Source organism: Citrobacter sp. Cf088 (genome assembly GCF_030334295.1).
GTDB lineage: Bacteria > Pseudomonadota > Gammaproteobacteria > Enterobacterales > Enterobacteriaceae > Citrobacter > Citrobacter freundii.
Genome location: NZ_JAOWEE010000053.1, coordinates 98,605 through 111,751, shown reverse-complemented (window position 1 = coordinate 111,751; position 13,147 = coordinate 98,605). Strand labels below are relative to the sequence as shown.

Here is a 13,147-nt window from a genome sequence, read left to right as displayed (position 1 = left end):
AGGGAGCCATCAGGCTCCCCTCTTGCATAATCTTTCAGTCTTACGCTTACAACTTACGCATAACCAGCGTAGCGTTGGTGCCGCCAAAACCGAAGCTGTTAGACATAACAGTCGTCAGCGCCTGCTCGGTCGGTTTGGTCACGATGTTCAGACCTGCCGCCTGCTCGTCCAGCTCTTCAATGTTGATGCTTGGCGCGATAAAGCCGTGTTCCAGCATCAGCAGAGAGTAGATAGCTTCCTGTACACCAGCCGCGCCCAGTGAGTGACCGGTCATGGCTTTGGTTGCGGAGATTGCCGGGCTGTTGTCGCCAAACACTTCACGAATCGCACCCAGCTCTTTCACGTCGCCTACCGGAGTAGAAGTACCGTGGGAGTTCAGGTAGTCGATCGGCGTGTCTACGCCGTGCATCGCCATCTGCATGCAACGTACTGCGCCTTCGCCAGACGGAGCAACCATGTCTGCGCCATCGGACGTTGCGCCGTAACCGACGATTTCCGCATAGATGTGCGCGCCACGTGCCAGAGCGTGTTCCAGCTCTTCGACCACGACCATACCACCGCCGCCAGCAATAACGAAACCGTCACGGTGTGCGTCATAGGTACGGGAAGCTTTGGATGGATCGTCGTTATATTTGGTAGACAGCGCGCCCATGGCGTCGAATTCACACGCCATTTCCCAGCACAGCTCTTCGCCGCCGCCAGCGAAAACGATGTCTTGTTTGCCCAGCTGAATTTGTTCTACTGCGTTGCCGATACAGTGCGCAGATGTCGCACAGGCAGAGCTGATAGAGTAGTTTACGCCGTGGATTTTGAACGGCGTTGCGAGGCAGGCAGAAACGCCGGACGCCATCGCTTTGGTGACCACATACGGGCCAACCGCTTTCAGGCCACGCGGGCTACGCATTGCGTCAGCACCAAACACCTGAAAACGCGGGGAGCCGCCGCCGGAACCTGCAATCAGGCCAACGCGCGGGTTGTTCTGGTAATCTTCTGCTGCAAGGCCGGCATCAGCCACAGCCTGTTCCATAGAAAGGAATGCATAGATGGATGCGTCGCTCATGAAGCGCACTACTTTGCGGTCAATGAGGCCAGTGGTATCCAGTTTTACGTTGCCCCATACGTGGCTACGCATGCCGGAGTCCTTCAGCTCCTGAGAGAAAGTGATCCCTGAACGTCCTTCACGCAGAGATGCCAGGACTTCCTGCTGGTTATTACCGATGCTGGAAACGATGCCCAAGCCAGTAATCACTGCACGTTTCATTCAATACCTCTGTAAGTCGCACTATTTTAAAGTTTCGAGTGGCACAATAGCGTACACTTGTACGCCGAACAAGTCCGATCAGCCATTTAATGTGGAAATTTGCGCAGCCAGGCACTCATCGCTAAGATCGGGGCACAGCCTGCCAGACGAGTAACTTACGTGAAACAATACGCTATACAACCTGCCAACCTTGAATTCAACGCTGAGGGTACACCTGTTTCCCGAGATTTTGACGATGTCTATTTTTCTAATGATAACGGGCTGGAAGAGACACGTTACGTCTTTCTCGGCGGGAATCATCTCGCCCAGCGATTCCCTGCGCATTCACGTCCCCTCTTCGTGGTGGCAGAAAGCGGGTTTGGCACCGGACTTAACTTCCTGACACTCTGGCAGGCATTTGCCGAATTCCGCGATACCTCCCCTGACGCTACCCTGGAAAGATTACATTTCATCAGTTTTGAAAAATTTCCGCTGACGCGTGAAGATCTGACCTTAGCCCATCAGCACTGGCCAGAACTTGCTCCGTGGGCCACGGCGCTACAAGAGCAATGGCCGCTGCCGTTAGCGGGATGCCATCGCCTGCTCCTTGATGAAGGACGCGTCACTCTGGATCTGTGGTTTGGTGATATTAATGAACTGACCAGCAAGCTCGATGACTCCCTGAATCAAAAAGTGGATGCCTGGTTTCTGGACGGTTTCGCGCCGGCAAAAAATCCGGATATGTGGACGCCAACGCTGTTTAACGCAATGGCCCGTCTGGCTCGCCCCGGCGGCACGCTGGCGACCTTCACCTCAGCAGGCTTTGTGCGTCGGGGATTGCAGGAAGCCGGGTTTACGATGCAAAAATGCAAAGGCTTTGGTCGCAAACGAGAAATGCTTTGTGGCGTAATGGATAAGACGCTGGCGCTCCCCTCCTCGGCACCCTGGTTTGCACGTACCGGAACAGATAAACGCGAAGCCGCCATTATTGGCGGGGGGATTGCCAGCGCATTGCTGTCGTTGGCGTTACTGCGCCGCGGCTGGCAGGTCACGCTCTATTGCGCCGACGACAACCCAGCCGGAGGTGCATCCGGCAATCGCCAGGGCGCTCTTTATCCGCTACTGAGCAAGCATGACGCGGCCATTAATCTCTTTTTCCCCTCCGCGTTTACCTTCGCCCGCCGGCTGTATGACGCCCTCCCCGTTGAGTTCGCGCATGACTGGTGCGGCGTGACGCAACTGGCGTGGGATGAGAAAAGCCAGCAAAAAATCGACCAAATGTTGTCCCTTGAGTTGCCCGATGCGCTCGCCGTCGGGGTTGACGCAGAGCAGGTTTTACAAACAACCGGCGTGAAAACCGGATGCGGCGGGATTCAGTACCCCGCCGGAGGATGGCTGTGTCCGGCACAATTAACCGCCGCCGTATTCGACTATGCCGCAACGCTGGGATTACACACCCGGTATCAACATACGCTGGCCTCGCTGTCTCGACAGACAGAAAACTGGAAATTGACGTTTGCCAGTGGAGCAACCGCCACTCACGCTGCGGTAGTTCTGGCTAACGGGCATCGCATTAACAGCGTTGAACAGACGCAGTCGCTACCGGTGTACTCCGTAGGCGGTCAGGTGAGTCACATTCCTACTACGCCTTCGCTTTCAGCGCTGCGTCAGGTGCTGTGCTATGACGGCTACCTCACGCCGCACAACCCGCAAAATCAGCAGCACTGCATTGGCGCCAGTTATCATCGCGGAAGTGAAGAAACGGTGTATCGTGCTGACGATCAGCAGCAAAACCGTCAGCGCTTAATAGATTGTTTCCCGAATGCCGCGTGGGCAAAAGAAGTAGACGTTAGTGGCAATGCCGCCCGCTGTGGAGTGCGCTGCGCCACGCGCGATCACATGCCAATGGTCGGCAACGTCGCGGATTATGACGCCACGCTCAGCCAGTATGCCACTCTTGCCGAAGACAGAGAGCACGCCGTAAACGCCCCGGTTTATTCCGATTTATTTATGTTGGGTGCGCTGGGCTCGCGCGGGCTGTGTACTGCCCCGCTGTGTGCAGAAATTCTGGCATCGCAAATGAGCGATGAACCTATCCCTATGGATGCCAGCACGCTGGCTGCGCTGAATCCGAATCGTCTGTGGGTAAGGAAGTTATTGAAGGGTAAAGCGGTGAAATAAGATACCATCTCATCATTGCCTGATGGCGCTACGCTTATCAGGCCAACAATCCCCGTCCACGTAGGCCGGATAAGACGCCTTCGCGTCGCCATCCGGCACAATCCACTGCAATTATTATTGCGTTGCCTTTTGAAATAAAGTGTCCCACATCTCTTTCACTAACGCCTGGTCACGCGGCGAGAGTTCGCCTGCGCTGATGGCTTTTTCCAGGCTGCTGGTCACATTGGCGTACAATGCCTCAGCGGAATGGTCCTCGCCAGCATCCAACTCAGCCACAGCCAGCGTCAGGTGTCCACGCAAATAGCCACTGGCAAACAACTCATCATCGCTGGCGTGCTCTACCATATCGTCGATTAATGCCAGAATGCGTGATTCAAACTCCGCGATCATCTTCTTTCCTCATTGTAAACGTGGCAGCAGCTTCAGTTGAGCGCTTCGGGCCACGGGAATTGTTCCGCCGTAAGTTCAGGCGTGTGATAATAATTCTGTAACGCGTTAATAAAACGCGCCGGACGTTCAGGGATCCCCTTTTCCAGGTACTCCATTACCTGAGCATGAACACGGCGCTGGAATACCACGCGGTCTGGTTCAAAGTCCCCTTCGAGGTTGTCGCAACTGACGTTAAACGGGTACCCCGCCGCCATGCAAAACAACCAGTCAAACGCCTGCGGCTTCACTTCCACATCTTCAAACTGGCATTGTGTCTTCGCGTCGCGTCCGTCCGGGCAGTACCAGTAACCAAAATCGACCAGCTCACGACGGGCTTTACCGGCGATGCACCAGTGTGAAATTTCGTGTAACGCACTGGCGTAATAACCATGCGCAAAAACGATACGGTGATACGGTAATTCCGCATCCGCAGGAAGATAGATCGGTTCGTCGTCGCCTTTAATCAGACGGGTATTAAATTCATCGGCAAAGCAGCCGTTAAAAATCTCAATTAACTGTTCGTAGTGATGCGTATTATTCATTAGTTCATCCCCAGCCAGTGGAGAATCTCCTGTCCATGATTATCATAAAGTAGCTTGGCGCTCATCACGGCGGAGACAATAACGATCATTGGCCGAATGAGTTTTTGTCCTTTGCTGAGCACCAGTCGAGAGCCCATCCGTGCGCCAATAAACTGGCCAATGAGCATCACAAAACCTGTCGCCCAAATCACTTTGCCGCCGAGGGCAAACAACAACAACCCACCGATATTCGATGTGGCATTTAATACTTTGGCGTGGGCCGTCGATTTCGCCAGGTTGTATCCGCACAGCATGACAAAGGCCAGCGCGTAGAACGACCCTGCCGCCGGACCAAAAAAGCCATCGTAAAAACCGACGCAGCCTCCCGCCACCAGCGCGAAAGGTAAACCGTGCAATCGACGCTGTCGGTCCTCTTCCCCCACTTTCGGCATCAACAGAAAGTAAAGGCCAATACATATAACCAGAACCGGCAGGATCTGGCGCAGAACATCTGACTGCACGTGCTGAACCAATAGCGCCCCGCTCATTGATCCGACAAACGTCATGAAGATATTGAGCTTCTGATCCGCCAGATTAACCACGCCACGACGAATAAAATAGAGGGAGGAAGAGATAGATCCCCCGCAGGCCTGCAACTTATTGGTCGCCAGCGCTTGCGCAGGTGGCATCCCGGCCGCCATCAATGCCGGGATGGTGAGTAGACCACCGCCTCCGGCCAGAGAATCAATAAAACCTGCCAGCATCGCCACAAAAAACAGCACACCTAGCAGCAGTGGCGACACCATAAACAGAGAGGCAAAATGATCCATTAGAGTACATGCTCGTCCAGTAGCGCCTGGCAGGAAGGCGGCAACGGCGGCGGTGTCTTCTTCTCAGGCTTGGTGGTTCCAGGTTTTGGAGGTTCGAACCAGCTTTGCAGCTCTGCGCCACAGCCGTCACCCGGTGGCGGTAACGGTTGATCTTCGCACTCAAGGCTGTCGGCAGGGCAACGTAACCGCACGTGCATATGCGCACGATGCTGGAACCATGGCCGCACTTTACGCAACCAGTCCCTGTCGGTCCCTGCATCCAGACAAAGTTGTTGCTTAATCGCCGGATTCACGAAAATACGCGTTACTTCATTATCTTTTGCAGCCAGCCTTACCAGGCTAAAAATCTCCGGTTTCCACAGTGATGGCACAACACGTTTGCCGTCCTGTGAGACCAGATCTAACGCCTGCGGCCGCAGCAGTTGCGACTGGGTCCAGCGCGTTTTCGGCAGTTGCAGGAAAATATCCACATCCAGTCCCGTCTGGTGGCTGGCGTGACCGCCATTGAATCGCCCACCGGCCGGCATACCCATATCACCGATTAACACCGTGCCCAGCCCCTGACTATTAGCTTGATTACTCAGACGCTGGATAAACCTCACCAGATCCGGATGGCCAAAGTAACGACGCTGATCGGTGCGCATCACCTGATAATGTTCTGACTGTACAGGCAGCGTATCTGCGCCAACAATACAGCCATTGGAAAACGCGCCGATAGACTGCGCGCTGCCCGCAACCGGATGGGTAATTTTCTGCCAGGGCGTCGCCGCCAGACAGGCGGTACTGGCAAACAGAGCCAGCGCCGCAAGTGCCGTTTTTTTCATCTCTTACCAGCGTGGAATATCGGTCTTCACGTCCGCATTTTGCGCCCGCTGACGCAGCAGGTGATCCATCAATACGATCGCCAGCATCGCCTCGGCGATCGGTACGGCGCGGATCCCAACGCACGGATCGTGACGACCTTTAGTGATCATTTCGACTTCTTCACCAAAGCGGTTAATGGTGCGCCCTGGAACGGTAATACTGGACGTCGGTTTCAGCGCCATATGAGCAATGATTTGTTGCCCGCTGCTGATCCCACCCAGAATGCCGCCCGCATGGTTACTCTGGAAACCTTCTTTGGTGATTTCATCTCGGTTCTGGCTGCCACGCAGCGCAACAACGTCAAATCCGTCGCCAATCTCAACGCCCTTAACGGCGTTAATGCTCATCAGCGCATGGGCGATGTCGGCATCCAGGCGGTCGAATACAGGTTCGCCAAGACCCGCAGGCACACCGCTTGCAACAACGGTCACCTTCGCCCCGATGGAGTCGCCCTCTTTCTTCAGCCCGCGCATCAGTTCGTCCAGCGCTTCGAGTTTATCCGGGTCCGGACAAAAGAACGGGTTAAGTTCCACCTGGGACCAGTCTTTGATCTCCAGCGGAATATCACCCATCTGCGTCAGGCAACCGCGAATCTCAACGCCGAACTTTTCCGCCAGATATTTTTTGGCAATCGCTCCGGCCGCCACGCGCATCGCTGTTTCACGTGCGGAAGAACGTCCGCCACCACGGTAGTCGCGCAGGCCATATTTCTGCTCATAGGTATAGTCGGCGTGTCCTGGACGAAAAACGTCCTTAATCGCGCCGTAATCCTGTGAACGCTGATCGGTATTTTCGATCAGCAGGCCAATGCTGGTGCCAGTGGTAACGCCCTCGAACACCCCGGAGAGGATTTTCACCTGATCCGGCTCACGACGCTGCGTAGTGTAGCGCGATGTGCCTGGACGCCGTCTGTCGAGATCGTGCTGCAGGTCAGCTTCTGTCAGAGAAATGCCCGGCGGAACACCATCGACAATACAACCGAGCGCCAGCCCGTGTGATTCGCCGAAAGTGGTTACGCGAAAGAGTTGCCCAATTGTGTTTCCTGCCATCACGGCTCCGTTATGAGTGTTGTGTATTTGCGCGTGTAATTAGTCTTTATAAATGCTGAAGTGCTCACGAGCAGCAACTAACTGCTCTTTGGTCAGCATGAATACGCCGTCACCGCCGTTGTCGAACTCCAGCCAGGTGAACGGTACATCCGGATATTGCTCTATCAGATGTACCATGCTGTTTCCGACTTCACAAATCAGAATACCGTTATCTGACAGGTAGTCTGGGGCGTTCCCCAGAATGCGGCGGGTAAGTTTCAGCCCATCACTGCCGGACGCCAGACCCAGCTCAGGTTCGTGACGATATTCGTTTGGCAGATCGGACATATCTTCCGCATCGACATACGGCGGGTTGGTCACAATCAGGTCATACTGGACTTTCAGCAGATCGCGGAACAGATCGGAACGGATCGGCGTGACGTGATGGATCAGGCCGTGTTCTTCAATATTGTGTTCGGTCACCGCCAGCGCGTCAGTGGAGATATCCACCGCATCAACTTCGGCTTCCGGGAAGGCATACGCGCAGGCAATGGCAATACAACCGCTGCCGGTACACATATCGAGGATATGCTGCGGCTGCTCATTAATAAGGCCCGCAAAGCGGTTATTAATAAGCTCGCCAATCGGTGAACGCGGAACCAGCACGCGTTCATCAACATAAAACTCATGCCCGCAGAACCAGGCTTTGTTGGTCAGATAAGCAACCGGAATGCGCTCGTTGACGCGGCGAATCACGCGTTCAACAATACGATGACGCTCGCTGGAGGTCAGACGCGCTGTACGCATGTCTTCCGGAATATCCAACGGCAAATAAAGTGACGGCAGCACTAGTTGTACGGCCTCGTCCCATGGGTTATCCGTGCCATGGCCATACCAGATGTTCGCCGCGCTAAAACGGCTGACCGCCCAACGCAACATGTCCTGAATGGTATGCAGTTCACTCACTGCTTCATCGACGAAAATTTTATCCACGTATTCCTCCAGGGCATGCTCGTATTAATTTCGGCGGCTAGTTTGCCACGAAGACGGCGATAAATCAGCATTCACACAGGGCCTGAGCGCGAAAATTGCGTTTTAAGCGATCGGATGCCCGCCGAGTCGGGTTAAACTAATGGAAAATAAAAGTTGAGACTCTCGAATGAAAAAGAAAACATCGCTCAGCGAGGAGGATCAGACGCTGTTTCGCCAGCTGATGACCGGCACGCGTAAAATTAAACAGGACACCATTGTTCACCGACCTCCACGTAAAAAAATTGCCGAGGTTCCGGTTAAAAGACTGCTACAGGAGCAAGCTGATGCCAGCCACTATTTCTCGGATGAGTTTCAGCCGCTGCTGAATACGGACGGTCCGGTAAGATACCTGCGTGCCGACGTCAGCCATTTCGAACTGAAGAAAATGCGCCGTGGCGATTACTCTCCGGAGCTGTTTCTCGATCTGCATGGGCTGACCCAGCAGCAGGCCAAACAAGAGTTAGGCGCGCTGATTGCCGCCTGTCGTCGTGAGCATGTATTTTGCGCCTGCGTGATGCATGGCCACGGAAAACATATTCTGAAACAGCAAACGCCGCTTTGGCTGGCCCAGCATCCGCACGTGATGGCTTTTCATCAGGCACCGAAAGAGTACGGTGGCGACGCCGCGCTGCTGGTGCTAATTGAAGTAGAAGAGTGGCTACCGCCCGAACTTCCGTGATGCAGAAAAACAGAAAGAGCCGCGTTTGCGGCTCTTTGCATTTTCGGATGACGGCTGCGCCTTATCCGATACCAACCTTTTTAAATCGCTTTTGCCATTTTCAGGTTACACGGGCTCATCTGCCAGTTAAAAGTACCCTTCCCGCTCTCATCAAGCGTTACGCTGGCAATCGCTGATGTGGTAAACATCGGCGGTGTTTCACCTGGGCAAAGCTCAGACACCAGATACCCCACTAAAGGCAAGTGAGAGATAACCAGTGCCGTGGCGATACCTTCATTGGCCAGAGCCTGTAAATAGGCACTGACTAGACCGACATCGCCGCAAGGAGTCAACTCCGGCAAAACATCCACACCGGTTGGCAGGTTCATACATTCCCCCACCACATCCAGCGTTTGTTCGGCTCGTAGGAACGGGCTCACCAGAACACGTTCGATATCCACTTTTTGACCTTTCAGCCAGTTCGCCATCAGGCGAGATTCGTCACAACCACAGGAGGTTAAGGGACGAACCGAATCACTGGCGGCATCGAGGGCCGCGTCGCCGTGACGCATGATAAAAACTTGCATATTGCACCGCTTTTGTTAACCAGAATCACCAATACCTTTATTCACAGCCCCTATTGGCTGTGATAACGATATGGTGGCCGGCATTGTGCCTTATCCATTCACCGAATGAAACGCTGTTTTTTACCTCAACGGCGTAAGTATAGTCAATCTCTGTTTACATTTTGAGCGCGAGCCATACATTCAGTGCGGATTCATCCTACCTTTGACCTCATGAATTCAGGTCAGTTTCCCCAATATTCCAGAATTTTTCACTGTGTGCCGCCATCTGCAATAACTGTTCACACGGCGCAAACCGCGAGCCGTATTGCGTGGTCAGCCGTTGCAGAGTCGCAACTACTTCTCCCGCGCCGAGTGAATCTATATACCGGAACGGGCCGCCGAGGAATGGCGGAAAACCAATACCAAATACAGCGCCGATGTCGCCATCACGTGCGCTACGGACTATCTTCTCGTCGAAACAACGAGCTGCTTCATTGAGCATTAACATGACGCACCGCTCTGCTACCTGCGCAGCGGTAAGTCGGCCCTGACCCTGAACGCCAATAAGCGTATAAATTGCAGGGTCGACCTGTTTTTTGCTTTTACGCCCTTTCACACCATAAAGATAGAAACCCCGACCATTTTTTCTACCTTTGCGATCGTCATTCAAAATTGAAGCAACAACATTTGCAGGCGCGCTAAAACGTTCTCCATATGCAGCCTCAAGCACTGGTATAATTTTAGTGCCCGTATCAATTCCGACCTCATCCAAAAGTTGGATTGGCCCAACTGGAAAACCAAACTTAACCAGCGCGGCGTCTATGGTTTCGACCCGCTCGCCCTCGGTCAACATACGAATCGCTTCGTTAATGTAAGGCGCTAAAATGCGGTTAACGTAAAAGCCGGCCTTATCTCTGACCACTATCGGCGTTTTGCCCTGTTTTTTCGCTAACTTAACGGTAGTTGCAATCGTCTGCTCGGAGGTCGTGGCATGTGGGATCACTTCGACCAACGGCATTTTTTCCACCGGACTAAAAAAGTGTAAACCAATCACTTGTTCAGGCCTGGTAGCATTCGCAGCAATATCGCCAATGGGCAAAGATGAGGTGTTAGAAGCAAAAACGGTATGAGGTGCGCAATTTTGCTCAACTTCTGCCACCATCCGTTGTTTTAGCGACAAATCTTCAAACACGGCTTCAATAATCAAATCGCGATGCGCAAAGCCACGGTAGTCGATCGATCCCGAAATCAGCGCCAGTTGTTTATCGCGTTCGCTGGCTTTGATATGACGGCGGCGAACCTTCGTTTCAAGCTGATCCCAGCTATACTTCAGCGCATGGTTGATTCCCTTAGCGTTTATATCTTTGATGCGCACAGGCAAGCCGCCTTTACAGGCCGTCACATAAGCAATACCGCCCCCCATCAGACCGCCGCCCAAAATGCCAACGCTGTCCAGCGGACCGGGCTTAGCATCGCTTCCCGGATCCTTTTTCACGTCGGTGTTGGCAAAAAAGATGTGCCGTAGCGCCTGAGACTGGGATGTCATCGCCAGCTCACCAAACGCGCGGGCCTCTGCGTCGTAACCACTACTGCTGCCTTGCGCTAGCCCGGTTTCGATGACCTCAAGAATACGTTCTGTTGCAGGGTAGTTACCTTGCGTTTTTTGCGCCGTCTTTTTACTGGCCATGCGGAACAACAGCGCCCGCCCCAGCGGCCCCGCCAACACTCGTTCTCTCACGGGCAGTGTTCGTTGCGCAGAACTGTCCTTTTTAGCCAGTTCAACGGCCGCTTCCAGCAAAATGGAATGCGGTACAACTTCATCCACTAAACCAACTTTCAGCGCCTGTTTTGCGCGTAATTGTTTTCCGGTGAGGATCATATCCAGTGCGGTACTGACGCCAATCAGGCGCGGTAGCCGCTGCGTACCACCGGAGCCGGGCAACAAGCCAAGTTGTACTTCCGGTAAACCCAGTACGGTTTTAGCATCATCGGTACAAATACGGTTGTGACATGCCAGCGCCATCTCCAGGCCACCGCCGAGGCATGCACCATGAATCGCGGCGATAACCGGGATCGGTAAAGCATTAATTTCCGCCATCATCTGCTGCCCCTGACGGGCCAGAGTTTCGGCTTCCTGCGCGCTGCGACAGCTACCAATCATGTTGATATCCGCCCCAGCAATGAAGTTATCGGGTTTAGCCGAAATAAACACCACACCACGCAATGCTTTGTTATCGCGGATTTGTTTCAGAATGGCCCGCACCTGAGAAGCAAACTCTGCTTTCAGGGTGTTCATTTTCTCTCCGGGCACATCAATGGTGACAACAGCAACGTTATCCAGACGTACGTTTAGTGTAAAAGCCGATGTCATTTCCATTATTCCGCCTCCAGAACCATTGCCGCACCCAGACCACCAGCTGCACAGGCTGTCACTAAACCAAAACCGCCGCCACGACGACGCAGCTCATGGAGGGTTTGAGTGATCATGCGCGCACCGGTGGCAGCAAAGGGGTGTCCATAGGCAATCGATCCGCCCAGCACGTTAAATTTACTGTCATCAACCTCGCCAGTGGCATGCCCCCTGCCCAGCACGTCGCGGGCAAAACGTTCGCTACCCAACAGCTGAAGATTCGCCAGCGTTTGCGCGGCAAAGGCTTCATGCATATCGATCAGGGTTAAATCTGCCATCGTCAGACCGGCTCTCTCCAGGGCAAGCGGTGTTGACCACGCCGGTCCCAGCAGCATGTCCTGCCAGACATCGATGGCGGTAAAAGCAAAACTACGCAAGTACCCCAGCGGCACCAGCCCCAACTCTTTCGCACGCGACTCTGTCATCATGATCACGGCGGCTGCGCCGTCCGTTAGCGGGGTACTGTTTGCCGCGGTGACGGTGCCGTGCTTGCGGTCAAACGCCGGACGTAGTTTGGCGTAATCGGCCAGCGTAGAGTTACCGCGAATGTTGTTATCTTCTGAAAAAGGATCTTTAAACGGTGGCGCGTAGGTAGTCATTACCTCATCTGCCAGCTTTCCTTCAGCCCATGCCTGAGCGGCACGCTGATGAGAGCGGTGCGCCAGAGCATCCTGCTGCTCTCGGGTAATACCATAGGTTTTGGCCATTTGCTCAGCCGTATCCCCCATACGCAAACCGGTAGAATACTCGGCGACGGCTGGCGGCACAGGCATCAGGTCACGTATGCGCAATCGGGAAAAGAGTTTAAGACGTTGACCGGTTGTCCGGGCCTTATTGACATCCACCAGCACCCGCGCCAGCTTTTTACTAACGCCAATAGGCAAGACTGACGAGGAGTCCGCACCACCCGCAATTCCAGCACGAATAGACCCCGCCATCAGGCTTTCCGCGACATTCGCCACCGCCTGGAAACTGGTCGCGCAGGCCCTGCTCACGCTGTATGCATCGGTATGTACATTCATGCCGGTTCCCAGCACAATTTCACGAGCAATATTTGGTGCTTCAGGCATTTGCACCACCTGACCAAAAACCAGTTGCTCGATCACATCGGCAGGAATTTCGCTGCGCGCCAGCAGCTCACCGACGACCATTTTACCTAAATCAACGGCGGGAATGCCATGAAACGCGGTAGCCTGACGAGCAAATGGCGTACGCAATCCACTTACAATGGCAATACGGTCGCCCTGGCGGGTAACCAGCGGTAAAGCCTGACTCATAACACTCCCCTGTAAAAAAATAAAATAAGTGGTCTGACCTGATCATAGTCTTAACCAATTTTTTACATTTAGCCAAGCGGGGAGAAAAGAAAGTGGGAGCTAAGACACAGT

At 53.9% G+C, this 13,147-nt stretch carries 12 protein-coding genes; 2 read left to right on the top strand and 10 right to left on the bottom strand.

The features are described from left to right. Nucleotides 1–46: 46 nt before the first annotated feature. Nucleotides 47–1,261 carry a beta-ketoacyl-ACP synthase I gene (gene fabB / locus OGV71_RS13415; protein ID WP_003834815.1) on the bottom strand — a complete coding sequence of 405 codons (1,215 nt, stop codon included), beginning with the start codon at nucleotides 1,259–1,261 and terminating at the stop codon, nucleotides 47–49. A 159-nt stretch (nucleotides 1,262–1,420) separates the two neighbouring features. On the opposite strand from fabB, the gene mnmC reads away from it, so the two are divergent. Beyond that, the gene (gene mnmC, locus OGV71_RS13410; protein ID WP_204583395.1) at nucleotides 1,421–3,421 is read left to right on the top strand and encodes a bifunctional tRNA (5-methylaminomethyl-2-thiouridine)(34)-methyltransferase MnmC2/FAD-dependent 5-carboxymethylaminomethyl-2-thiouridine(34) oxidoreductase MnmC1; all 2,001 of its coding nucleotides are present in this window, start codon (nucleotides 1,421–1,423) and stop codon (nucleotides 3,419–3,421) included. 114 nt (nucleotides 3,422–3,535) lie between these two features. Here mnmC and OGV71_RS13405 read toward each other — a convergent pair whose 3' ends face one another. From OGV71_RS13405 to prmB, 6 genes are read right to left on the bottom strand one after another with little or no spacing between them, the layout of a single operon-like run. Beyond that, nucleotides 3,536–3,811, bottom strand: a complete 276-nt coding sequence (locus OGV71_RS13405) for a YfcL family protein (protein ID WP_003028163.1) — start codon at nucleotides 3,809–3,811, stop codon at nucleotides 3,536–3,538. A gap of 32 nt (nucleotides 3,812–3,843) precedes the next feature. Beyond that, nucleotides 3,844–4,392, bottom strand: a complete 549-nt coding sequence (locus OGV71_RS13400; RefSeq protein WP_003834819.1) for an elongation factor P hydroxylase — start codon at nucleotides 4,390–4,392, stop codon at nucleotides 3,844–3,846. Next, the gene (locus OGV71_RS13395) at nucleotides 4,392–5,201 is read right to left on the bottom strand and encodes a sulfite exporter TauE/SafE family protein (protein ID WP_003028167.1); all 810 of its coding nucleotides are present in this window, start codon (nucleotides 5,199–5,201) and stop codon (nucleotides 4,392–4,394) included. Before OGV71_RS13395 ends, OGV71_RS13400 begins: the two co-directional genes overlap by 1 nt. Beyond that, on the bottom strand, nucleotides 5,201–6,025 hold the full coding sequence (mepA, locus tag OGV71_RS13390; RefSeq protein ID WP_003028168.1) for a penicillin-insensitive murein endopeptidase: 825 nt from the start codon (nucleotides 6,023–6,025) through the stop codon (nucleotides 5,201–5,203). The genes OGV71_RS13395 and mepA overlap by 1 nt, the downstream gene beginning before the upstream one ends. Nucleotides 6,026–6,028: 3 nt before the next feature. Next, entirely contained in the window at nucleotides 6,029–7,114 is a 1,086-nt protein-coding gene (gene aroC / locus OGV71_RS13385) for a chorismate synthase (protein ID WP_003028170.1), read from the bottom strand. A gap of 39 nt (nucleotides 7,115–7,153) precedes the next feature. Continuing rightward, nucleotides 7,154–8,086, bottom strand: coding sequence for a 50S ribosomal protein L3 N(5)-glutamine methyltransferase (gene prmB / locus OGV71_RS13380; RefSeq protein ID WP_003028173.1), 933 nt, complete (start codon nucleotides 8,084–8,086; stop codon nucleotides 7,154–7,156). Nucleotides 8,087–8,252: 166 nt separating this feature from the next. Between prmB and smrB the strand changes: the two genes are divergently transcribed. Beyond that, nucleotides 8,253–8,804 (top strand): endonuclease SmrB, encoded by a 552-nt coding sequence (smrB, locus tag OGV71_RS13375; protein ID WP_003839296.1) that lies wholly within the window; start codon nucleotides 8,253–8,255, stop codon nucleotides 8,802–8,804. Nucleotides 8,805–8,884: 80 nt separating this feature from the next. Here the strand turns inward: smrB and sixA are convergent, their stop codons facing one another. From sixA to fadI, 3 genes are all read right to left on the bottom strand, one after another. Beyond that, nucleotides 8,885–9,370 carry a phosphohistidine phosphatase SixA gene (gene sixA / locus OGV71_RS13370; protein WP_003028179.1) on the bottom strand — a complete coding sequence of 162 codons (486 nt, stop codon included), beginning with the start codon at nucleotides 9,368–9,370 and terminating at the stop codon, nucleotides 8,885–8,887. Nucleotides 9,371–9,578: 208 nt separating this feature from the next. Next, a complete protein-coding gene (gene fadJ / locus OGV71_RS13365) occupies nucleotides 9,579–11,726 on the bottom strand; it encodes a fatty acid oxidation complex subunit alpha FadJ (RefSeq protein ID WP_204583394.1) in 2,148 nt (715 codons plus the stop codon). Continuing rightward, nucleotides 11,726–13,036 (bottom strand): acetyl-CoA C-acyltransferase FadI, encoded by a 1,311-nt coding sequence (fadI, locus tag OGV71_RS13360; RefSeq protein ID WP_204583393.1) that lies wholly within the window; start codon nucleotides 13,034–13,036, stop codon nucleotides 11,726–11,728. The genes fadJ and fadI overlap by 1 nt, the downstream gene beginning before the upstream one ends. Nucleotides 13,037–13,147: the final 111 nt, after the last annotated feature.

Coding starts and splice junctions, on each gene's coding strand:
- fabB (WP_003834815.1), bottom strand. CDS start 1,261: ATGAAACGTGCAGTGATTACTGGCTTGGGCATCGTTTCCAGCATCGGT.
- OGV71_RS13405 (WP_003028163.1), bottom strand. CDS start 3,811: ATGATCGCGGAGTTTGAATCACGCATTCTGGCATTAATCGACGATATG.
- OGV71_RS13400 (WP_003834819.1), bottom strand. CDS start 4,392: ATGAATAATACGCATCACTACGAACAGTTAATTGAGATTTTTAACGGC.
- OGV71_RS13395 (WP_003028167.1), bottom strand. CDS start 5,201: ATGGATCATTTTGCCTCTCTGTTTATGGTGTCGCCACTGCTGCTAGGT.
- mepA (WP_003028168.1), bottom strand. CDS start 6,025: ATGAAAAAAACGGCACTTGCGGCGCTGGCTCTGTTTGCCAGTACCGCC.
- aroC (WP_003028170.1), bottom strand. CDS start 7,114: ATGGCAGGAAACACAATTGGGCAACTCTTTCGCGTAACCACTTTCGGC.
- smrB (WP_003839296.1), top strand. CDS start 8,253: ATGAAAAAGAAAACATCGCTCAGCGAGGAGGATCAGACGCTGTTTCGC.
- sixA (WP_003028179.1), bottom strand. CDS start 9,370: ATGCAAGTTTTTATCATGCGTCACGGCGACGCGGCCCTCGATGCCGCC.
- fadJ (WP_204583394.1), bottom strand. CDS start 11,726: ATGGAAATGACATCGGCTTTTACACTAAACGTACGTCTGGATAACGTT.
- fadI (WP_204583393.1), bottom strand. CDS start 13,036: ATGAGTCAGGCTTTACCGCTGGTTACCCGCCAGGGCGACCGTATTGCC.